We start from the raw sequence: 22,510 nt of genomic DNA, 5'->3' as shown, positions 1-22,510 counted from the left end.
ATGTACGTGATGGCTCTTGCTTGCACTAAATTTATATTTAACTCATTGTTTTTCTTAAAAAATACATATAAAACAATTATGTTTCATAAATGCGTCTTAACTTATTGCGGCGCCCCTCACTGACTTATGTGTTGGAATGGCAATGGGATACCAGACACCATCGCCTTAGCGGTGTAAACAAAAGTGTACAAAAAACTCAGGCTGAGGAGGAAATTTTTATCTCTGAGTTTAGCTAAAGCCAGGGCTTATTTAACTCATTGATCGGGCTTTACATCATAGAGAGGGGCGTCTCGTCTTTTACGCCTGCCACTGGCAAAAAATCCAAGGTGTAATTTATAATTTACGTTTTATGGATTGAAATATTTACATAGGGTGGTAAGGTAAGGGTATTGCAGCGGCAGAGCCGGCTGCCCCAGAAACCGACAGGATAGAAGCCATGCAAAAAGATGCCCTGAATAATGTGCATATCAGCGCCGAAGAAGTGTTAATCACCCCGGAAGAGTTGAAGCGCCAGTTCCCCCTCAGCGAAACGGCTGAGCACAATATTGCCCAGTCACGCGAAACCATCGCCAATATCCTGACCGGCCGTGACCACCGCCTGCTGATCGTGTGTGGGCCGTGCTCCATCCACGATCCGGATGCCGCGCTGGACTACGCGCGTCGGCTGAAAGTGGTGGCAGAGGAGCTGAGCGATCACCTCTACATCGTGATGCGCGTCTACTTTGAAAAGCCGCGCACCACCGTGGGCTGGAAAGGGCTGATCAACGATCCACACATGGACAACTCGTTTGATGTGGAAGCTGGCCTGCACATTGCCCGCCGCCTGCTGCTGGAGCTGGTTAACATGGGCCTGCCGCTGGCTACCGAGGCGCTCGACCCGAACAGCCCGCAATACCTGGGCGATCTCTTTAGCTGGTCAGCCATCGGTGCGCGTACCACTGAGTCGCAGACCCACCGCGAAATGGCCTCTGGCCTCTCCATGCCGGTCGGCTTCAAAAACGGCACGGACGGCAGTCTCGGCACCGCCATCAACGCCATGCGCGCTGCGGCGATGCCGCACCGCTTCGTCGGCATCAATCAGGCTGGCCAGGTCTGCCTGTTGCAGACCCAGGGCAACCCGGATGGCCATGTGATCCTGCGCGGCGGCAAAACGCCGAACTACAGCGCGGAGGATGTGGCAGCCTGTGAGAAACAGATGGAGCAGGCGGGACTGCACCCGGCGTTGATGATAGATTGCAGCCATGGCAACTCGAACAAAGATTACCGTCGCCAGCCGCTGGTGGCGCAATCCGCAGTCGAGCAGATCAAGGCGGGCAACCGCTCCATCATCGGCCTGATGCTGGAGAGCCATCTGCACGAGGGCAACCAGTCCTCTGAGCAGCCGCGCGGCGACATGCGTTACGGTGTCTCCGTCACGGATGCCTGCATCAACTGGGAGAGCACCGACACCCTGCTGCGCGAGATGCACCGCGAGCTGGGCAGCGTGCTGGTTCAACGTCAGGCAGGAGAGTAATCGGAATGGTGGCTGAGCTGACCGCGTTGCGCGATCAAATCGATGAGGTGGACAAGGCACTGCTGGATCTGCTGGCAAAACGCCTGTCACTGGTGGCGGAAGTGGGTGAGGTCAAGAGCCGTTACGGCCTGCCCATCTATGTGCCGGAGCGCGAAGCCTCCATGCTGGCGTCACGCCGCAAAGAGGCCGAGTCACTGGGGGTGCCGCCCGATCTGATCGAGGATGTGCTGCGCCGCGTGATGCGTGAGTCCTACTCCAGCGAGAATGACAAAGGGTTCAAAACCCTCTGCCCGCAGCTGCGTCCCATCGTCATTATTGGCGGGCGCGGCAAGATGGGGCAGCTGTTCCAGCGGATGCTGGCGCTCTCCGGTTATCAAGTGCGCGTACTGGAGCAAGAGGATTGGGCGCAGGCGGATACGCTGCTGGCGGACGCTGGCATGGTGATCGTTAGCGTGCCGATCCATGTGACGGAGCAGGTGATCTCGCGCCTGCCGCCGCTGCCAGCCGACTGCATTCTGGTCGATCTGGCCTCGGTGAAGAACCGTCCGTTGCAGGCGATGCTGGCGGTGCATGAGGGGCCGGTGTTCGGCCTGCACCCGATGTTCGGGCCTGACGTCGGCAGTCTGGCGAAACAGGTGGTGGTCTACTGTGATGGTCGGCAGCCCGAGGCTTACCAGTGGCTGCTGGAGCAGTTGCAGGTCTGGGGCGCGCGGCTGCACCGCATCAGCGCTGTGGAGCATGACCAGAACATGGCCTTCATTCAGGCACTGCGCCACTTCACGACCTTTGCCTATGGGCTGCATCTGGCCGAGGAGAATGTCCAGCTGGAGCAGTTGCTGGCGCTCTCATCGCCCATCTACCGGCTGGAGCTGGCGATGGTTGGGCGGCTGTTTGCCCAAGACCCGCAACTCTACGCGGACATCATCATGTCCTCCGAGAATAATTTGGCGCTGATTAAACGCTATCACCAGCGCTTCGGTGAGGCGATTGCCCTGCTGGAGCAGGTGGACAAGAAAGCGTTCGTGGAGAGTTTCCGCAAGGTGGAGCACTGGTTCGGCGATTACGCCAAACGCTTCCTGGTGGAGAGCCGCACCCTGCTGCTGCAAGCCAACGACAACCGCCAGTAAAAAAAACCACGCCCAAGGGCGTGGTTTTTTTATCAGCTCGGTTCGACCGGCACCACACTCTCGGTGGGGTAGCACCCCAGCACCTTCAGCGAACGGGTGATGGGCGCCAGTTCGCGTAGCGCTTTCTGCATACTCTCACTGCGCAGGTTGGCCTGCACATCAATGTAGAACATCTCTTCCCACGGGTTGCCGTTGATGGGGCGCGACTCCAGCTTGGTCATCACGATGCCATGCTCGCGCAGCACCAGCAACGCCTCCACCAGTGCGCCAGACTGCTGGCCGGTCGCCATGATCAGCGTGGTCTTCGCTGGCACCTGCTCCGAGACATCAATCGCCTTGCGCGCCAGCACGATAAAGCGGGTAATGTTCTGCTGCTGGTTGGCCAGCTTATGCTCCAGCACCTGGAGCTGGTAGAGCGCGCCACCGGCCTCACTGCCGAGCGCTGCCACCTCTGGGGAGTTCAGGGCCGCTACCTTCTCCATCGCTGCCGCCGTGCTCTCGCAATACTCAATTTTCCACTGCGGGAAGCGGTTCAGGAACTGGCTGCACTGCTGGAAGGGTTGTGGATGGCTGTAGACGGTTTTAATGGCTGACAGATCGGTGGGCGTACTGACCAGCACACAGTGGTCAATCGGCGTGGTCAACTCGCCCACAATCGACAGGCTGGTGTGTTGCAGCAGGTCATACACATCATTGATGGAGCCGGAGCTGGTGTTCTCAATCGGCAGCACCGCATAGTCAGCCTGTCCGGTCTCCACCTGGGCGAAAATATCCTGGAAACGCTGGCAGCCGCACTCGATGAACTGGTCGAAGTGACGGGCGGCGTAGTGGCGAGCCGCCAGGTGGGAGTAGGAGCCTTTCGGGCCGAGGAAGGCGATGCGCGCTGACTGGCGCGATGTCTGGTTCAGCTGGTGTTGCAGCAATGCTTGCTGGGTCAGCACTGAATCCTCAATGATCAGCTGGAACAGGCGGGTGATGTAGAACCCATCCAGATTGCGCTGCTTACCGGCATCAATCAGGGTATCCAGCAGATCCCGTTCACGCGCCTTGTCGCGGATAGGGCGGTGGGTATGCAGTTTTGCCTTCGCCACCTCCAGCGCCAGTCCGCGGCGCTCGGCCAGCAAGTCCAGCAATTTGATATCCAGCGCGGTGATATTTTCGCGCAGCGCGAGTAACGGGTTGTCGGTCATGATCTCTGCCTTTTTGGTTTTTTGTCTGAATCTGCCCATAAAAAAAGCCTCCCACCGGGGGAGGCTTTCTTGTTCGTCTTCGCATTCTTTATCGTGTGACGAATCGCCTCCCAATCAGGGGAAGGTAAAAAAGAATGCGAAGAAGAACAGGTGTTGGCGCAAAAGGGTGTACCAGATGAATAAGTGATAACAAGTAAAGTAACGGCTGGCGGTTTTTTGTCAATAAAAAACGCGCCCAGTGGGCGCGCTCCTTATGAAGAGGGGAGGGATCAGCGTTCAGGCTCGAGATTGACCTCTTTGATACAGGTGGCGGCCCGGCGTGCCTCATCTTTATGCTGCGCTTTGTTAAGCTGCCTTTCGAGCTTGCCAATCAACTCATTAACCGCCGCATACATGTCATCATGTTTTGCGCTGGCGACCAGTACCCCGCAATTCGGCGTACTCACCGTGGCGTCGGCCTGGAAACCATCAGGAACTTTAGAGAGTACCACATGGGGGTTAATCAGCTGGGTTTGCCACTTATCCAGTTTGGCGAGACGGTCTTCAACATGCTGGCGAATTGCATCAGTGATATCCATTTGTTTGCTGGTAATGTTGACTGTCATAGAACTTACCTCTCTCTCTTTCCGTCTTGGATACCCCCAGCATAACGAACTGACCGGGTAGTTTTGTGATCTATATCACACATTTTTGTCACTTTTTGTCAGTGAGGGCGCTTCTGTGAAGTGTGATCCAGTTCAGAAAAACAGTGCTTGAGAGTTGGTGCCGGATACCGCAATATCGATGAGTTAACCCGATGGCAATATGTAACCTGCCATGAAATAAGTGTTTAAAATTCAAACGAATAGGCACAAAAAAGGCAGCTTACGCTGCCATTTTTATATGCGGTGCCGACGGGCTTACGGGTTGGCAGCGATAATTTTCGCCACTTTGTCCGCCTGACCATTCATCTGCAACTGCTTGTAGGCGTTTTCCATCAACGGCAAGGCATCACGGGTGGCCTGCGTATCCGCGTAGTTCTTCATCATCAGCTCAACACGATTAACTACTGCAACGTAAGCGCCGCGTTTCGTGTAATATTGCGCCACGGACAGCTCATATTTCGCCAGACGATCCTTCAGGTAAACCAGACGCTTTTGCGCATCCGTGACATACTGGCTGTCCGGGTGAGCCTGAATCAGCTGGCTGAAGTCGCGGAACGCGGCACGCGCGTGTTGCGGGTCACGGTCAGAACGGTCAACGCCGAAGAAGCCCTGCAACGCGCTGTCATCCAGCGCCATGTCGGTCAGGCCACGCATGTACATGACGTAGTCAATGTTCGGGTGCGTCGGGTTCAGGCGCGCAAAGCGTTCGATTGCCGCTTGGGCCATCGGCAGATCCGCTGACTTGTAATAGGCGTAGATCAGATCCAGTTGAACCTGCTGGGAGTAAGGCCCGAATGGATAGCGGTTATCCAGCGCCTCCAGCTGGGTGATGGCTCCCTTGAAGTCACCGTCCTGCAGTTTTTGCTGAGCGGTTGCATAGATTTCCGAAGGCGGGTTGTCGGGAACCGCATCCTTCGAACTGGAGCAACCCGCCAGAACCAGGCTCAACGTGGCTGCAGCCACCAGATATTTCATACGCGTCATGACGTTTTGATTATCCTCAGGGTGTTGTTCCGGGAGACTGTCCGTTAAGTTCCCGGCAAAGACCAGCTACAATAGCACATTATTTTAAACGGCATCGCCGTGAAAACCCAACGTTAACGAAGAAGCTGCATATGGCACAACTAGTACAACTCACCGCAACGGTGGCCGAATCTCAACTCGGTCAACGTTTAGATCAGGCTTTGGCGGAATTGTTCCCTGATTATTCACGTTCGCGCATAAAAGAGTGGATTTTGGATGATCGTGTCCTGGTCAACGGTAAGCGAGTGAACAAACCGAAAGAGAAAGTGTTGGGTGGCGAGGCGGTGGCCATTGATGCGCAGATTGAAGAGGAAGCCCGCTGGGAAGCCCAGCCAATCGCGCTGAACATTGTGTATGAAGACAGCGACATCCTGGTGATCAATAAGCCGCGCGACCTGGTGGTACACCCCGGTGCTGGCAACCCAGACGGCACCGTGCTCAACGCGCTGCTGCACCACTACCCGGAGATTGCCGATGTGCCGCGCGCCGGCATCGTGCACCGTCTGGACAAAGACACCACCGGCCTGATGGTGGTGGCGAAAACCGTACCGGCGCAAACCCGTCTGGTCGAGGCGTTGCAGGCGCGTGAGATTACGCGTGAGTATGAGGCCGTGGCGATTGGCACCATGACCGCGGGCGGCACCGTTGAACAGCCGATTAGCCGCCACTCCACCAAGCGTACCCACATGGCCGTCCACCCGATGGGCAAGCCAGCGGTAACGCACTACCGCATTATGGAACACTTCCGCGCGCATACCCGTTTGCGCCTGCGTCTGGAGACCGGCCGTACCCACCAGATCCGTGTCCATATGGCGCACATCAACCACCCGCTGGTGGGCGATCAGCTCTATGGCGGCCGTCCGCGTCCGCCGAAGGGCGCATCCGAGGCCTTCATTGCCACGCTGCGCGGCTTTGACCGCCAGGCGCTGCACGCCACTATGCTGCGCCTCTATCATCCGATCAGCGGCATCCAGATGGAGTGGCATGCGCCGCTGCCGCAGGATATGGTCGATTTGATCAATGACCTCAAGGCCGATACCGAAGCCTTCAAGGATCAGATGGACTGGCTATGAGTGCCCTGATCCGCCCGCAATGGCCGGTGCCCGCTGGCGTTGGCGCATGTAGCACCACCCGCCTCGGTGGGGTCAGCCTGCCGCCCTATGACACCCTGAACCTGGGTGCGCATGTGGGCGACGACCCGGCACGCGTGGCGGAAAACCGTCAGCGTCTGGTGGAGATGGCTGGCCTGCCAGCCATGCCGCACTGGCTGGAGCAGGTGCATGGCACCCAGGTGCTCCGGCTGGAGGGGCAGGTGCCGAGCGCCGACAGCCTGTGCGCCGACGCGGTCTATACCCGGTTGCCGGGGCAGGTGTGCGCGGTGATGACAGCTGACTGCCTGCCCGTGCTGTTTTGCTCCCGGCATGGCGATGAGGTTGCGGCCGCCCATGCTGGCTGGCGCGGCCTGTGCGCGGGGGTACTGGAAAATACCCTGCGCCAGTTCCGTTGCGCGCCAGCGGACGTCATGGTCTGGTTTGGCCCGGCTATTGGCCCGCAAGCATTTGAGGTGGGGACAGAGGTGCGCGCAACCTTTATGGCGCACGATCCTGCCGCCGAAGCGGCTTTTCACCCGTCGGGTGAGAAATATATGGCGGATATTTATCAGTTGGCGCGCCAACGCCTGCTGGCCGCTGGCGTGCGCCAGCTTTACGGCGGCGGGCATTGCACCGTCAGTGACCCGGTTAATTTCTTTTCATATCGCCGGGATAGCACTACCGGTCGGCTGGCAACTTTAATCTGGCTGATATAATCTACGGCTCCGAGACGATCCGTGACGCATAAAAAAACTCCGAATTTAGGGTTGGGATAACCTTGAAAACGTGAGGGTTGACCTCATTTAATCTCCAGTAGCAATTCTGACCGTATTGGAGGAGTTATGCGTCTGGATCGTCTTACCAGCAAATTCCAGCTTGCTCTCGCTGATGCCCAATCCCTTGCCCTTGGGCGTGACAATCAATTCATTGAACCTCTTCACCTGATGAGCGCACTGCTCAACCAGGAAGGGGGCACCGTGCGCCCGCTGCTGACTGCCGCAGGGGTGGACGTCAACCGTGTTCGCACCGATATTGACCGCAACCTTGCCCGCCTGCCACAGGTAGAGGGTACTGGCGGCGATGTGCAGCCTTCCCATGATTTAGTCCGGGTGCTGAACCTGTGCGACAAACTGGCGCAGAAGCGCGCCGACAACTTTATCTCATCAGAACTGTTTGTCCTGGCCGTCATGCAAGATCGCGGCACCTTGACCGATCTGCTCAAGGCAGCCGGTGCCGATGCCAATAGACTCAACCAGGCCATTGATCAGATGCGAGGTGGCGAAAAAGTGAATGATGCGAATGCCGAGGATCAACGCCAGGCGTTGAAGAAGTTCACCATTGACCTGACGGAGCGTGCCGAGCAGGGGAAACTCGATCCGGTGATTGGCCGTGATGAGGAGATCCGCCGTACCATCCAGGTGCTGCAACGCCGTACCAAAAACAACCCGGTGCTGATTGGTGAACCGGGGGTAGGGAAAACCGCCATCGTCGAAGGACTGGCGCAGCGTATCGTCAATGGCGAAGTGCCGGAAGGGCTGAAAAATAAACGCGTGCTCTCCCTGGACATGGGCGCGCTGGTGGCCGGTGCCAAATACCGCGGTGAGTTCGAAGAGCGCCTGAAAGGGGTGCTCAATGATCTGTCGAAACAGGAGGGCAGCGTCATCCTGTTCATTGATGAGCTGCACACCATGGTTGGCGCGGGCAAAGCCGATGGCGCGATGGACGCCGGCAACATGTTGAAACCGGCGCTGGCGCGCGGTGAGCTGCACTGCGTGGGCGCGACCACTTTAGACGAGTACCGTCAATATATAGAGAAGGATGCCGCGCTGGAGCGCCGCTTCCAGAAAGTCTACGTGGCGGAGCCGTCCGTTGAGGATACCATCGCGATCTTGCGTGGGTTGAAAGAGCGCTATGAACTGCACCACCATGTGCAGATCACTGACCCGGCCATCGTGGCGGCGGCCACGCTCTCTCACCGTTACATTGCCGATCGCCAGTTGCCGGACAAGGCGATTGACCTGATCGACGAGGCAGCCTCCAGCATCCGGATGCAGATCGACTCCAAGCCTGAGTCGCTCGATCGCCTTGAGCGCCGCATCATCCAGTTGAAACTGGAGCAACAGGCGCTGATGAAAGAGTCCGATGAGGCCAGCCAGAAACGGCTGGAGATGCTGAACAGCGAGCTGTCGCAGAAAGAGCGCGAATATTCGGAGCTGGAAGAGGAGTGGAAGGCGGAAAAAGCCTCCCTGTCTGGCACCCAGAATATCAAAGCCGAGCTGGAGCAGGCGAAGATCAGCCTGGAGCAGGCGCGCCGTGTAGGCGACTTGGCCCGGATGTCAGAGCTGCAATATGGCAACATCCCTGCACTGGAGAAACAACTGGCGGCGGCCACGCAGAGCGAAGGCAAGACCATGAAGCTGCTGCGTAACCGCGTGACCGATGCGGAGATTGCCGAAGTGCTGGCACGCTGGACAGGCATTCCGGTCTCCCGAATGATGGAGAGCGAGCGCGAGAAGCTGCTGCGCATGGAGCAGCAACTGCATGAGCGCGTCATTGGCCAGGATGAGGCGGTGGATGCGGTCTCGAATGCCATTCGCCGCAGCCGTGCTGGCCTTGCTGACCCGAACCGCCCCATCGGCTCCTTCCTCTTCCTTGGGCCAACCGGGGTCGGGAAAACTGAGCTGTGCAAGGCGTTGGCGCGTTTCCTGTTCGACAGCGACGACGCGATGGTGCGCATCGACATGTCTGAGTTTATGGAGAAGCACTCCGTCTCACGGCTGGTGGGCGCGCCTCCGGGCTACGTCGGCTATGAAGAGGGGGGCTACCTCACGGAGGCAGTACGCCGCCGCCCTTACTCCGTCATCCTGCTGGATGAGGTTGAGAAGGCTCACCCGGATGTCTTTAACATCCTGTTGCAGGTGCTGGATGATGGCCGCCTGACGGACGGGCAGGGGCGCACGGTCGATTTCCGCAATACCGTGGTGATCATGACGTCTAACTTGGGGTCTGATCTGATTCAGGAGCGGTTTGGCCAGATGGACTACCCGCAGATGAAAGAGACGGTGCTCGAGGTGGTCAGCCATCACTTCCGTCCGGAATTCATCAACCGTATTGATGAGGTGGTGGTATTCCATCCGCTGGGCCGCGCGCATATCAAGTCGATTGCCGCCATCCAGCTGGAGCGCCTCTATAAACGTCTGGAAGATCGTGGCTATAGCGTGACGCTCAGTGATGCGGCGCTGGAGCTGCTGGGCGAAACAGGCTTCGACCCGGTATATGGTGCGCGACCGTTGAAGCGCGCCATCCAGCAGGAGATCGAGAACCCGTTGGCGCAGCAGATACTCTCGGGCAAGTTGCTGCCGGGCACGCCTATCAAGCTGGATGTGGAAAACGGCCATATCGTAGCGCAGCAGTGATAAAGAGCAGTATAAAGAAGAGGCCCGCGATAGCGGGCCTCTTCTATTATGTGCAGGGAATAGAGGGAAGTGCTGGTTAGAAAAAGGTCTATCAGGCGAACCCTTAACCATAATTAGCGAGCTTTGGCTAATTATTCACCGGTTGAATCATTTTTTAAAATTAGGGGTTGCGGCCTGCCGAGAACTCCCTATAATGCGCCTCCACTGACCGGGAACAACGACCAACACGTCGCCGGGTCAGCGGAGAGGCCCTCAGCGGAAACGCTGAAAACACTAGAAAATAGTGCTTGACTCTCCGGTGGGAAAGCGTAATATGTGCCTCCCACGTTACCGAAACGAAACGGTAACGACTGCTCTTTAACAATTTATCAGACAATCTGTGTGGGCACTCACAAGACGATATCAAGCATCCTCGGATGCACAAAATATCAAGTCTTGAAGAGTGACTAACTGAAGTAAAATTCAAACAGTAACCTTTGAGCATCGCTACCTTGTGTAGCACATCAAGCTTTTAATTGAAGAGTTTGATCATGGCTCAGATTGAACGCTGGCGGCAGGCCTAACACATGCAAGTCGAGCGGCAGCGGAAAGTAGCTTGCTACTTTGCCGGCGAGCGGCGGACGGGTGAGTAATGTCTGGGGATCTGCCTGATGGAGGGGGATAACTACTGGAAACGGTAGCTAATACCGCATAAGGTCGCAAGACCAAAGCGGGGGACCTTCGGGCCTCGCGCCATCAGATGAACCCAGATGGGATTAGCTAGTAGGTGGGGTAATGGCTCACCTAGGCGACGATCCCTAGCTGGTCTGAGAGGATGACCAGCCACACTGGAACTGAGACACGGTCCAGACTCCTACGGGAGGCAGCAGTGGGGAATATTGCACAATGGGGGAAACCCTGATGCAGCCATGCCGCGTGTATGAAGAAGGCCTTCGGGTTGTAAAGTACTTTCAGCGAGGAGGAAGGCGGTAAGGTTAATAACCTTATCGATTGACGTTACTCGCAGAAGAAGCACCGGCTAACTCCGTGCCAGCAGCCGCGGTAATACGGAGGGTGCAAGCGTTAATCGGAATTACTGGGCGTAAAGCGCACGCAGGCGGTTTGTTAAGTCAGATGTGAAATCCCCGAGCTTAACTTGGGAACTGCATTTGAAACTGGCAAGCTAGAGTCTCGTAGAGGGGGGTAGAATTCCAGGTGTAGCGGTGAAATGCGTAGAGATCTGGAGGAATACCGGTGGCGAAGGCGGCCCCCTGGACGAAGACTGACGCTCAGGTGCGAAAGCGTGGGGAGCAAACAGGATTAGATACCCTGGTAGTCCACGCTGTAAACGATGTCGATTTGGAGGTTGTGCCCTTGAGGCGTGGCTTCCGGAGCTAACGCGTTAAATCGACCGCCTGGGGAGTACGGCCGCAAGGTTAAAACTCAAATGAATTGACGGGGGCCCGCACAAGCGGTGGAGCATGTGGTTTAATTCGATGCAACGCGAAGAACCTTACCTACTCTTGACATCCAGAGAACTTGGCAGAGATGCCTTGGTGCCTTCGGGAACTCTGAGACAGGTGCTGCATGGCTGTCGTCAGCTCGTGTTGTGAAATGTTGGGTTAAGTCCCGCAACGAGCGCAACCCTTATCCTTTGTTGCCAGCGATTCGGTCGGGAACTCAAAGGAGACTGCCGGTGATAAACCGGAGGAAGGTGGGGATGACGTCAAGTCATCATGGCCCTTACGAGTAGGGCTACACACGTGCTACAATGGCGCATACAAAGAGAAGCAAACTCGCGAGAGCAAGCGGACCTCATAAAGTGCGTCGTAGTCCGGATTGGAGTCTGCAACTCGACTCCATGAAGTCGGAATCGCTAGTAATCGTGGATCAGAATGCCACGGTGAATACGTTCCCGGGCCTTGTACACACCGCCCGTCACACCATGGGAGTGGGTTGCAAAAGAAGTAGGTAGCTTAACCTTCGGGAGGGCGCTTACCACTTTGTGATTCATGACTGGGGTGAAGTCGTAACAAGGTAACCGTAGGGGAACCTGCGGTTGGATCACCTCCTTACCTAGAGATATTTGACTGTGCAGTGCTCACACAGATTGTCTGATGAAATTCGAGCAGAAATACCTTTATAGGCTTGTAGCTCAGGTGGTTAGAGCGCACCCCTGATAAGGGTGAGGTCGGTGGTTCAAGTCCACTCAGGCCTACCACAAAGGTATCTTAAGACTGCACGGGGCTATAGCTCAGCTGGGAGAGCGCCTGCCTTGCACGCAGGAGGTCAGCGGTTCGATCCCGCTTAGCTCCACCATCTCGTACGGTCTGAATAAATAATAGTTCTGAGTATACTGGCGACAGTATGCTGTGAAGTATTTGCTCTTTAACAATCTGGAACAAGCTGAAAATTGAAACCTTACAGCCCTGTCTCTCTCCGTAGAAGTTCTGAGAGATGGCGCATGTAAGAGAGTCTCTCAAATAATCACACCCTGATGGAAACATCTTCGGGTTGTGAGGTTAAGCGACTAAGCGTACACGGTGGATGCCTAGGCAGTCAGAGGCGATGAAGGGCGTGCTAATCTGCGATAAGCGTCGGTAAGCTGATATGAAGCGTTATACCCGACGATACCCGAATGGGGAAACCCAGTGTGATACGTCACACTATCTCTGCATGAATACATAGTGCAGTGAGGCGAACCGGGGGAACTGAAACATCTAAGTACCCCGAGGAAAAGAAATCAACCGAGATTCCCCAGTAGCGGCGAGCGAACGGGGAACAGCCCAGAACCTGAATCAGTTTGTGTGTTAGTGGAAGCGTCTGGAAAGTCGCACAGCAAAGGGTGATAGTCCCGTACACAAAAATACACAAGTTGTGAGTTCGATGAGTAGGGCGGGACACGTGACATCCTGTCTGAATATGGGGGGACCATCCTCCAAGGCTAAATACTCCTGACTGACCGATAGTGAACCAGTACCGTGAGGGAAAGGCGAAAAGAACCCCGGCGAGGGGAGTGAAATAGAACCTGAAACCGTGTACGTACAAGCAGTGGGAGCCTTGATTTATCAGGGTGACTGCGTACCTTTTGTATAATGGGTCAGCGACTTATATTTTGTAGCAAGGTTAACCGTATAGGGGAGCCGTAGGGAAACCGAGTCTTAACTGGGCGTCTAGTTGCAAGGTATAGACCCGAAACCCGGTGATCTAGCCATGGGCAGGTTGAAGGTTGGGTAACACTAACTGGAGGACCGAACCGACTAATGTTGAAAAATTAGCGGATGACTTGTGGCTGGGGGTGAAAGGCCAATCAAACCGGGAGATAGCTGGTTCTCCCCGAAAGCTATTTAGGTAGCGCCTCGTGAACTTATCTTCGGGGGTAGAGCACTGTTTCGGCTAGGGGGCCACCCCGGCTTACCAACCCGATGCAAACTGCGAATACCGAAGAATATTATCACGGGAGACACACGGCGGGTGCTAACGTCCGTCGTGAAGAGGGAAACAACCCAGACCGCCAGCTAAGGTCCCAAAGTCATGGTTAAGTGGGAAACGATGTGGGAAGGCACAGACAGCCAGGATGTTGGCTTAGAAGCAGCCATCATTTAAAGAAAGCGTAATAGCTCACTGGTCGAGTCGGCCTGCGCGGAAGATGTAACGGGGCTAAACCATGCACCGAAGCTGCGGCAGCGACACTTAGGTGTTGTTGGGTAGGGGAGCGTTCTGTAAGCCTGCGAAGGTGGACTGTGAGGTCTGCTGGAGGTATCAGAAGTGCGAATGCTGACATAAGTAACGATAAAGCGGGTGAAAAGCCCGCTCGCCGGAAGACCAAGGGTTCCTGTCCAACGTTAATCGGGGCAGGGTGAGTCGACCCCTAAGGCGAGGCTGAAAAGCGTAGTCGATGGGAAACAGGTTAATATTCCTGTACTTGGTGTTACTGCGAAGGGGGGACGGAGAAGGCTAGGCTGGCCAGGCGACGGTTGTCCTGGTTTAAGCGTGTAGGGGGAGAAGGCAGGTAAATCCGCTTTCTTGTTAACCCTGAGGCGCAATGACGAGCCACTACGGTGGTGAAGTAGCTGATGCCCTGCTTCCAGGAAAAGCCTCTAAGCTCCAGGTAACACGAAATCGTACCCCAAACCGACACAGGTGGTCAGGTAGAGAATACTCAGGCGCTTGAGAGAACTCGGGTGAAGGAACTAGGCAAAATGGTGCCGTAACTTCGGGAGAAGGCACGCTGGCGCGTAGGTGAAGGGACTTGCTCCCGGAGCTGAAGCCAGTCGCAGATACCAGCTGGCTGCAACTGTTTAATAAAAACACAGCACTGTGCAAACACGAAAGTGGACGTATACGGTGTGACGCCTGCCCGGTGCCGGAAGGTTAATTGATGGGGTTAGCGGCAACGCGAAGCTCTTGATCGAAGCCCCGGTAAACGGCGGCCGTAACTATAACGGTCCTAAGGTAGCGAAATTCCTTGTCGGGTAAGTTCCGACCTGCACGAATGGCGTAATGATGGCCAGGCTGTCTCCACCCGAGACTCAGTGAAATTGAACTCGCTGTGAAGATGCAGTGTACCCGCGGCAAGACGGAAAGACCCCGTGAACCTTTACTATAGCTTGACACTGAACATTGAGCCTTGATGTGTAGGATAGGTGGGAGGCTTTGAAGTGTGGACGCCAGTCTGCATGGAGCCAACCTTGAAATACCACCCTTTAATGTTTGATGTTCTAACTCGGCCCCGTTATCCGGGGTGAGGACAGTGTCTGGTGGGTAGTTTGACTGGGGCGGTCTCCTCCTAAAGAGTAACGGAGGAGCACGAAGGTTAGCTAATCACGGTCGGACATCGTGAGGTTAGTGCAAAGGCATAAGCTAGCTTGACTGCGAGAGTGACGGCTCGAGCAGGTGCGAAAGCAGGTCTTAGTGATCCGGTGGTTCTGAATGGAAGGGCCATCGCTCAACGGATAAAAGGTACTCCGGGGATAACAGGCTGATACCGCCCAAGAGTTCATATCGACGGCGGTGTTTGGCACCTCGATGTCGGCTCATCACATCCTGGGGCTGAAGTAGGTCCCAAGGGTACGGCTGTTCGCCGTTTAAAGTGGTACGCGAGCTGGGTTTAGAACGTCGTGAGACAGTTCGGTCCCTATCTGCCGTGGGCGTTGGAAGATTGAGAGGGGTTGCTCCTAGTACGAGAGGACCGGAGTGAACGCACCACTGGTGTTCGGGTTGTCATGCCAATGGCACTGCCCGGTAGCTAAGTGCGGAAAAGATAAGCGCTGAAAGCATCTAAGCGCGAAACTTGCCTCAAGATGAGTCTTCCCTGGGACCTTGAGTCCCCTGAAGGGACGTTTAAGACGAAGACGTTGATAGGCCGGATGTGTAAGTGCAGCGATGCATTGAGCTAACCGGTACTAATGACCCGTGAGGCTTAACCTTACAACACCGAAGGTGTTTTCAGAGACGCGATATTCAGCTTGGTTCAGATATCTGATGGCCCGATGGGCGGTCAGAGCACAGAATTTGCCTGGCGGCACGAGCGCGGTGGTCCCACCTGACCCCATGCCGAACTCAGAAGTGAAACGCCGTAGCGCCGATGGTAGTGTGGGGTCTCCCCATGCGAGAGTAGGGAACTGCCAGGCATCCATTCACAAAACAGCCTCATGCGACAGCATGGGGCTTTTTTGTTTGTCTAAATTCTTCACATTATCCGTATTAACCAGAAATATTGATGTAATATCAGACAAGTTTTGTTTGGATTTTCATCCACCCCTCTTACACCTACCGCCGTTTTTTGTTTATTCCTTTTCTTAAACTCCCGCTGCTATCACAAATCCGTCAGTAATCGGCTGAAAACGGTAATTTCATTAGCCTGCTTGCTAATTCATCGCTTAAATTTTTCCCTACCAATAATAATGGGAAAGTTATCTATCCCCATCGCACAGGTTAATGGAGAGCATAATGGCCGAGATTTCACAAAGCGCCGCGCAACACGAGGAAAGGATCGATAAAAAGAAGCGAGTGTTCGCGATTGTTGGCGCATCATCTGGCAACCTGGTGGAGTGGTTTGACTTCTATGTCTACTCATTCTGCTCGATCTACTTTGCTGCCGCTTTCTTCCCGGCTGGAAACGCCACCACCCAACTGCTGCAAACCGCCGGGATCTTTGCGGCTGGCTTCTTCATGCGCCCGATTGGCGGTTGGCTGTTTGGCCGCATTGCTGATAAGCATGGTCGCAAAACTTCCATGTTGATCTCGGTCTGTATGATGTGCGGCGGATCGCTGGTCATTGCCTGCTTGCCGACCTATGCCACCTTGGGGGCCTGGGCGCCGGCGCTGCTGCTGTTGGCGCGCTTATTCCAGGGATTATCCGTGGGCGGGGAGTATGGCACCAGCGCCACCTATATGAGTGAAGTGGCGGTGAAAGGGCAGCGCGGTTTTTATGCTTCGTTCCAGTATGTCACGCTGATTGGTGGACAACTGCTGGCGCTGCTGGTGCTGCTGGTATTACAGCAACTCTTCACGGCGGAGGAGTTGCGGGCTTGGGGCTGGCGCATTCCGTTTGCGTTGGGCGCGGCGCTGGCGATCGTGGCCTTGTTCCTGCGCCGCTCGCTGAATGAGACATCAGATCGTACTACCCGCCAGCACGAAGATGCTGGCACCCTGAAGGGCCTGTGGAAACACCGCAAAGCGTTTTTGATGGTACTTGGCTTTACCGCCGGTGGCTCGCTCAGCTTCTACACCTTCACTACCTACATGCAGAAATATCTGGTGAATACTGCTGGCATTGACGCCAAGGTCGCCAGCACCATTATGACGGCGGCGCTGTTTGTCTACATGCTGCTGCAACCATTGATTGGCGCGCTGTCAGACCGAATTGGCCGCCGCAACTCTATGCTGATCTACAGCGGATTAGCCACGATCTGCACCGTGCCGATCCTCTATACGCTGAAAGAGGTGAGCAATCCCTGGCTGGCCTTTGCGTTGATTATTACCGCGCTGACCATTGTCACTTTCTACACTTCCATTAGCGGGTTATTGAAAGCGGAGATGTTCCCGCCAGAGGTGCGCGCGCTGGGCGTCGGGCTATCTTATGCAGTGGCGAACGCCATGTTTGGTGGCTCAGCGGAGTATGTCGCGCTGTCGCTGAAATCGTGGGGCATTGAGAATGTCTTCTTCTGGTATGTGTCGGGCATGGCCCTGCTGGCATTTTTGGTGTCGATGAGCCTGCATCGGAAGGGGAAAGAGATCCAGCTGTAATCAGTTGGTTGATTCATAGAGGGTGTAGCCGGCCAACGCGCCGGCCACATCCCAGCCAAAATCCCGCCAGCTCCACCCCGACCCCGCCGGCCGGCTGTCATACGCCTCTTTTACCAACCCCAGTGACAGCGAAAACAGCAGCCCGACATTACGCCGCGCCGGTTCACTGGCACCTTGCCGTTCTGCATACGCGCTGCCAGCCGCCGCCAGTACCGCCGAGCCGATAAAGTGCTCGACCTTATCTTGCCCCGTCCAGCGGTCGTGCGCATAGTGGCTGCATCCGCCGTTGGCAAACAGCGCCAGCGTAAAGGGCAGGAGCGTCAGGCGGGCGGCATACATAGTCAGCCTCCATAAAAAAACCCCGCGATGCGGGGTTGATAGGCTTACAGGATACGGCTGATCAGCCGGTCGATGCGGATACGACGCAGGCGGCGAATCAGTTTGCGTACTTTCACTGGATATTGCTGGATGCTCTCCAGCTCCAGGTAGGTATTGACCACCGTAGTGTGCTGGCGAATTGTCTCCAGCTCCACGCGGCGCTGCTCGCGCATCTGCTGTTGCGGATCGTGGATCAACACCGCATTTTCCAGATCGAGCCGCCAGGCGCGCGGGTTGAGGTTATTGCCAGTGATCAGCTGCCACTCCTCATCGACCCACATTCCCTTCAGGTGATAGCTGTTGTCGCCATCTTTCCACAGCCGCACCGTCAACTGGCCGTTATCGACAAAGCGTTGCAGGCGAGTAAGGAAGCGGCGCAGGTTAATCTCATACAGGTAGGGCAGGGCACCAATGATCTTGAAGGGCTGATCCTGCGGGATGTAGAAATCGTTGGCCGTCTTGTCACCGACGATAATCTCCACCTGTTTGCCCTGACGCAGCAGCGCCACCAAATTGCGCACCAGCAGGGTTGGCAGGTTGAAGTAGGGCGTGCAGAGGATCAAGCGCTCATCGGCGCAGGCCATCAGGTGGAAGATGGTTTTGTTCAGCAGGCTCTGTTTGCCCAGCCCAACCAGCGGCGTGACGGCCAGCTCATGGTTGCCGGCGCTGCCAAGGAAATGGTAGCCAGCGGCGCGCAGGCTCTGGCGGAACATGCGCGTCTCGTTCTTGATCTCCGGGCTTTTGGGGCGATCGCTACGATCCAGCCGCGATACCGCCTGCGCCTTCAGCAGATGCTGATTGATGTAGCCGATCATCGCATCAGCCATCGGCGCATTCTGGATCAGCTGGTAACGGTCATAGCGATATTTATCGTGCTGATGCAGGTAGACGTCGTTCAGGCTGGCACCGCTATAGATCACCTGATCATCGACGATAAACCCCTTCAGGTGCAGGACACCCAAGGCTTCGCGGGTATTGACCGGCACGCCATACACCGGCACGTCAACGCCAGGGTGCTGGCCTGCCAGCTCGCAATACCAGTCGGCGTTGGTATGGCCCGCGGCGGCGCCAATACGCCCGCGCTGGGCGCGATGCCAGTCAACCAGCACGGCGATCTCCAGCTCCGGGCGCGCCTGTTTGGCCTGATAGAGGGCCTCCAGCACACTGCGGCCGCCATCATCATTCTCCAGATAGAGCGCGACCAGGTAGATGCGCCGCGTGGCCTGGGAGATGGCATCCAGTAACGCCACACGGAAATCCGCGGGCGCATAGAGCGTGCGGATGGCGTCAACCGACTGGGGAAGTTTGGGCAATTGTGCAAGGTGTTGTTGATGTTTATTGCGTTTGAATTTAGACAACATCACAGTGCGCTTCTTCTCTCTATAAATAGGGCAATAGTGCCACGGGCGAAAATCATAAACTGTCGAACGGGCGATAATAACATTAGTCACCCCCCGGCGCGCATTTTTTGCCAATCGCCACCCGGATCATGTTGATTCTTCGGGTTATGTCAGCAGCAGGGTCAAATTCACTATCCCCTCCTCCAACAGCACCTCGACACGGAAACCCACCTTTTTTGCCAGTGCGATCATGCCACGGTTGTTCGGCATGGTAATACCGGTCAAGCGTTTCAGGCCGTGATCGGTGGTGTAGGCAATCATCTTGGCGAGCAGCCGTCCGCCCAAACCCAATCCCTTTAAATCTGAACGAACCAGCACCGAAAATTCCGCATCGATATTGTCTGGATCCGACACCGCACGGGTCACGCCAATGATCTCCTGGCCTTCACCGCCGGGCCGCACCGCAACAAACGCCATCTCCCGATCGTAGTCGATCTGGGTCATATTCGCCAAATCTTCGTGGGTAAACTCATTGATCTCGCTAAAGTAGCGGTAGTAGAGATCTTCCTTGGTTACGCGGCTGATAAAGTGCTTCAGCAGCGGCTCATCCTCGGGCAGGATTGGGCGGAACAGGCAGACGCCGCCATCTTTCAGCACCACCTGCTCCTCCAGCGCGTGGGGGTAGGGGCGGATGGCCAGCCGCGCCTGCGGATCGCCCACAAAGGGCGCGAGCTGCATCGAGACATCCAGCAGGGTGAACTCACTGCCGGAGGCCAACAGCGGATGGATGTCGAGCCGGCCGATCTGCGGGCAGTCCAGAATCAGGTTGGAAACCTGCACCAGCAGGCGGCTAAGCGCTGGCACGTCCAGCGCCTGCAACGCGCTGCGCCCGCGGATTTTGCCGCCCTTGACCGCCTGCATCACCAGATAGCGTGCCAGCGTCATATTGAGCGGCGGCAGCGCCACCGCGGCCTGCTCCTCTGGCCGCCACTCCACGCCGCCTTCACCCAGCATCACCAGCGGGCCGAACACCGGGTCTTGCTCCACCACAATCCGCAACTCCTGCGCGCCAGCACGGTTGGCCATGCTCTGCACCAGCAGCCCTTGGATGCGCGCCTGCGGGAAGGTGCGCTGTACCCGCTCGAGAATCGCGTCGGCGGCATGCTGCACTTCCGCGGCACTACGCAGGTAGAGCATTACCCCCTGCACCTCGGACTTATGCGGAATGTCCGGCGAGCGCAGTTTCAACGCCACCGGATAGCCAATCTGCTCCGCGATGTGCACCGCCTCGGCGCTATCGCCAGCGATCCAGGTCGGCAGGGTGGAAAGCCCATAGGCGTGCAGGATGGCGCGCACCTCATGGGTGTCGAGCTGGGTGGCACCGGCGGCCAGCGCCTGCTCAATCAGCTGGTGGGCATGGGCGGCGTCAGTGGCCAGCGCCACCGGCAGTGCTGGCGTCTCACGCAGTTGCTTCTGGTTGCGCCGGTACTCCACCATATGCATAAAGGCGGTGACCGCGCCCTCAGGCGTGCGATAGGTCGGGATGCCAGCCTCGGTAAACAGCCGGCGCGCCTCTTGGGAGGAGTGTTCGCCGCTCCAGTTGGTCAGCAGCGTAATGCGTTTGCCGCGCGGATGCTGGCGCAGGGTTTCAATCAGCGCCGCAGCGGTGGTGGTGGCATGGGCGGCCGCACTGGGCGCATGGAGCAGCAGCAGCGCGTCATACTCCTGGCTGTCGAGCAGCGCCTGCAACGCCGCTTGGTAGCGGGCAGGGGTGGCGTCATCACGCAGGTCGAGCGGGTTGCCGGGCGCAATCACCGGCGGCAGCGCGGCCGCCAGCGCGCCGAGGGTCGCCTCCTCCAGCGTTGCCAGCTTGCCGTGGCGGCGCAGCAGCTCATCCAGCGCCATCGCCGCCGGGGCCGCGCCATTGCTGACGATCAGCAGCCGCTCGCCGCGCAGTGGCCGCATATGGCTGAGCGTCTCCACCGCCGAGAAAAGTTCATGGGTATCGCGCACCCGCAGCAGGCCAGCGCGCTGGATGGCGGCATCATAGGCGGCGTCCAGCCCCTGTTGCCCCTGCAACAGCTGTTGCGCCTGTGGGCTGCGACCGCTCTTGATCACCAGAATCGGCTTATTGCGTGAGGCGCTACGCGAGGCGGAGAGAAAGCGGCGGGCGTCGCTCACTTGCTCCAGGTGGAGCAAAATGGCGCTGGTCTTGGCGTCACGCGCCAGAAAATCGAGCAGGTCATCGACATCAATGTCGAGGCTGTCGCCGAGCGAAATAAAGTAGGAGAAGCCGATGGAGCGCTGTTGCGCCCAGTCAAGGATGGTGTTGGCGACGGCGGCGGACTGGGAGATAAAGGCCAGCTTGCCCTTCTGGATCGGCACCGGCGAGAAGCTGGCGTTGAGCTGTTGCCACGGGGCCAGCAGGCCGAGGCTGTTGGGGCCGAGCAGCCGCATGGCGAAGCGCTGGGCGCAGGCTTTCAGTTCCGCAAATTGCGCCGGATGGGAGGAGAGCACAATGGCGGTTTTGCACCCCTTGCGCCCGAGGGCCTCCAGCAGCGCCAGATTGCGCTCGGCGCGGGTGCAGAGCACCGCCAAATCAGGCGTCAGCGGCAGGCCATCGACGTCGGCATAGGCCAGCACGCCACACACCGCGCGCACCGCTGGCGTCACGGGCAGCACCGGCCCACTGAAGCCCCCCTCCAGCAAATTGCGCATCATCAGGTTGCCGGCGCGCCCCGGTTTGTTGGAAGCGCCGATCACGGCAATCGATTTTGGCCGCAACAGCGCCTCTAATCCGCGTTGGCTCATAAGCCCACTCCTTGCTTGGGTGAGCCAATGATTTTACGCGCAAATCGCGGATTATGTTGTGAGTTCTACCGGACGATGGGGTTTTCCCGCCAGATAGCGCTCGCGGAAGGTGTGGAAGTGCTCGGCCAATTGCTGGGCGGCGGCGGTGTCACCGGCCTGCGCCAGCAGCACGGCAGCCACCTCGGCGGTGCAGTGCTGCTCCGGGCGCTGTGCCTCGCGCAACAGGTAACGGGAGGTGGAGGGCACATTCAGCGAGAACATCGGCAGCCCGTTCAGGTAGGGGCTTTTGCGGAACATCTTCTTCGCCTCCGTCCAGGTGCCATCCAGCATGATGAACAGCGGCGGCTTGCCGCCAGCGGGCAGTTCGGTAAACACCTGCCGGCCCGGCTCCGCGTAGGCTTCCGGGAAAATGACGTAGGGCTGGCGTGACGGGTCAGCGACGGCCGCCAGCAGCGCCGGATCGGTCTCCGTGCGCGACCAGACAAAGGCCTCGGTCTCCGGCAGGATGTCAGCGATCAGGCGGCCAGTGTTGCTGGGCTTCAGCGGCTCGGTATCAAACATCACCAGACAGAAACGGCTGCGCGCCGGTTGCGGCACGATGGTGTCGCACAGGCAATTGATCTGGGGTAACAGGCAGGATTGGCAGCGCACCACGCGACAGCCGCGGGCGCGGTAGGGGCGGGTCGAGCGCGCCAGGCGCTCACGGCGCAGGCGTAAAACGGCATTGTCTGGCATGGGGGTTCCGCA

13 protein-coding genes, 2 tRNA genes, 3 rRNA genes and 1 other annotated feature are annotated in these 22,510 nt (G+C 57.3%); of the genes, 11 read left to right on the top strand and 7 right to left on the bottom strand.

Translation table 11 applies throughout. The features are described from left to right. Nucleotides 1-436 precede the first annotated feature (436 nt). Together C1N62_RS13590 and tyrA are read left to right on the top strand one after the other, a co-directional pair. The gene (locus tag C1N62_RS13590) at nt 437-1,513 is read left to right on the top strand and encodes a 3-deoxy-7-phosphoheptulonate synthase (RefSeq protein ID WP_137764135.1); all 1,077 of its coding nucleotides are present in this window, start codon (nt 437-439) and stop codon (nt 1,511-1,513) included. Between the two features lie 5 nt (nt 1,514-1,518). Further along, a complete protein-coding gene (gene tyrA / locus C1N62_RS13585; RefSeq protein ID WP_137764134.1) occupies nt 1,519-2,640 on the top strand; it encodes a bifunctional chorismate mutase/prephenate dehydrogenase in 1,122 nt (373 codons plus the stop codon). A gap of 32 nt (nt 2,641-2,672) precedes the next feature. Here tyrA and pheA read toward each other — a convergent pair whose 3' ends face one another. From pheA to bamD, 3 genes are all read right to left on the bottom strand, one after another. Beyond that, on the bottom strand, nt 2,673-3,830 hold the full coding sequence (pheA, locus tag C1N62_RS13580; protein WP_137765013.1) for a bifunctional chorismate mutase/prephenate dehydratase: 1,158 nt from the start codon (nt 3,828-3,830) through the stop codon (nt 2,673-2,675). 37 nt (nt 3,831-3,867) lie between these two features. Then, nucleotides 3,868-3,993: a sequence feature (Phe leader region), on the bottom strand. 106 nt (nt 3,994-4,099) lie between these two features. Further along, nucleotides 4,100-4,435: a ribosome-associated translation inhibitor RaiA gene (gene raiA, locus C1N62_RS13575; RefSeq protein ID WP_137764133.1), complete on the bottom strand. Its 336-nt coding sequence runs from the start codon at nt 4,433-4,435 to the stop codon at nt 4,100-4,102. A gap of 294 nt (nt 4,436-4,729) precedes the next feature. Further along, nucleotides 4,730-5,458 (bottom strand): outer membrane protein assembly factor BamD, encoded by a 729-nt coding sequence (gene bamD / locus C1N62_RS13570; RefSeq protein ID WP_137764132.1) that lies wholly within the window; start codon nt 5,456-5,458, stop codon nt 4,730-4,732. Nucleotides 5,459-5,589: 131 nt separating this feature from the next. On the opposite strand from bamD, the gene rluD reads away from it, so the two are divergent. The 9 genes from rluD to C1N62_RS13520 all read left to right on the top strand — a co-directional run bounded on the left by rluD (nt 5,590) and on the right by C1N62_RS13520 (nt 17,234). Then, nucleotides 5,590-6,570: a 23S rRNA pseudouridine(1911/1915/1917) synthase RluD gene (gene rluD, locus C1N62_RS13560; protein ID WP_137764131.1), complete on the top strand. Its 981-nt coding sequence runs from the start codon at nt 5,590-5,592 to the stop codon at nt 6,568-6,570. Continuing rightward, nucleotides 6,567-7,304 carry a purine nucleoside phosphorylase YfiH gene (yfiH, locus tag C1N62_RS13555; protein WP_137764130.1) on the top strand — a complete coding sequence of 246 codons (738 nt, stop codon included), beginning with the start codon at nt 6,567-6,569 and terminating at the stop codon, nt 7,302-7,304. The genes rluD and yfiH overlap by 4 nt, the downstream gene beginning before the upstream one ends. 126 nt (nt 7,305-7,430) lie before the next feature. Then, nucleotides 7,431-10,004, top strand: coding sequence for an ATP-dependent chaperone ClpB (gene clpB, locus C1N62_RS13550; RefSeq protein WP_137764129.1), 2,574 nt, complete (start codon nt 7,431-7,433; stop codon nt 10,002-10,004). Nucleotides 10,005-10,516: 512 nt separating this feature from the next. After that, a 16S ribosomal RNA gene (locus C1N62_RS13545) occupies nt 10,517-12,058 on the top strand. Between the two features lie 69 nt (nt 12,059-12,127). Further along, a tRNA-Ile gene (locus C1N62_RS13540) sits at nt 12,128-12,204 on the top strand. A gap of 22 nt (nt 12,205-12,226) precedes the next feature. Next, nucleotides 12,227-12,302, top strand: a tRNA-Ala gene (locus C1N62_RS13535). Nucleotides 12,303-12,503: 201 nt separating this feature from the next. Then, a 23S ribosomal RNA gene (locus tag C1N62_RS13530) occupies nt 12,504-15,413 on the top strand. 87 nt (nt 15,414-15,500) lie between these two features. Continuing rightward, a 5S ribosomal RNA gene (gene rrf, locus C1N62_RS13525) occupies nt 15,501-15,616 on the top strand. Together the 16S, 23S and 5S rRNA genes with 2 tRNA genes alongside form the textbook arrangement of a ribosomal RNA operon. 319 nt (nt 15,617-15,935) lie before the next feature. After that, on the top strand, nt 15,936-17,234 hold the full coding sequence (locus C1N62_RS13520) for an MFS family transporter (protein ID WP_137764128.1): 1,299 nt from the start codon (nt 15,936-15,938) through the stop codon (nt 17,232-17,234). On the opposite strand, the gene C1N62_RS13515 is transcribed toward C1N62_RS13520, so the two are convergent. From C1N62_RS13515 to C1N62_RS13500, 4 genes are all read right to left on the bottom strand, one after another. Continuing rightward, nucleotides 17,235-17,573, bottom strand: coding sequence for a YfiM family lipoprotein (locus tag C1N62_RS13515; protein WP_137764127.1), 339 nt, complete (start codon nt 17,571-17,573; stop codon nt 17,235-17,237). It abuts the gene before it with no gap. A gap of 44 nt (nt 17,574-17,617) precedes the next feature. After that, nucleotides 17,618-18,973, bottom strand: coding sequence for a CDP-diacylglycerol--serine O-phosphatidyltransferase (gene pssA, locus C1N62_RS13510; protein WP_168195897.1), 1,356 nt, complete (start codon nt 18,971-18,973; stop codon nt 17,618-17,620). 144 nt (nt 18,974-19,117) lie between these two features. Then, nucleotides 19,118-21,763, bottom strand: a complete 2,646-nt coding sequence (locus C1N62_RS13505; RefSeq protein ID WP_137764125.1) for a bifunctional acetate--CoA ligase family protein/GNAT family N-acetyltransferase — start codon at nt 21,761-21,763, stop codon at nt 19,118-19,120. 51 nt (nt 21,764-21,814) lie between these two features. Beyond that, complete coding sequence (locus tag C1N62_RS13500) at nt 21,815-22,498, bottom strand: tRNA-uridine aminocarboxypropyltransferase (RefSeq protein WP_137764124.1); 684 nt, start codon at nt 22,496-22,498, stop codon at nt 21,815-21,817. Between the last annotated feature and the right edge of the window lie 12 nt (nt 22,499-22,510).

Source organism: Nissabacter sp. SGAir0207, from assembly GCF_005491205.1.
GTDB lineage: Bacteria > Pseudomonadota > Gammaproteobacteria > Enterobacterales > Enterobacteriaceae > Chimaeribacter.
Note: the sequence above shows the minus strand (reverse complement) of the source record. Positions and strands in the feature narration are given on the sequence as shown.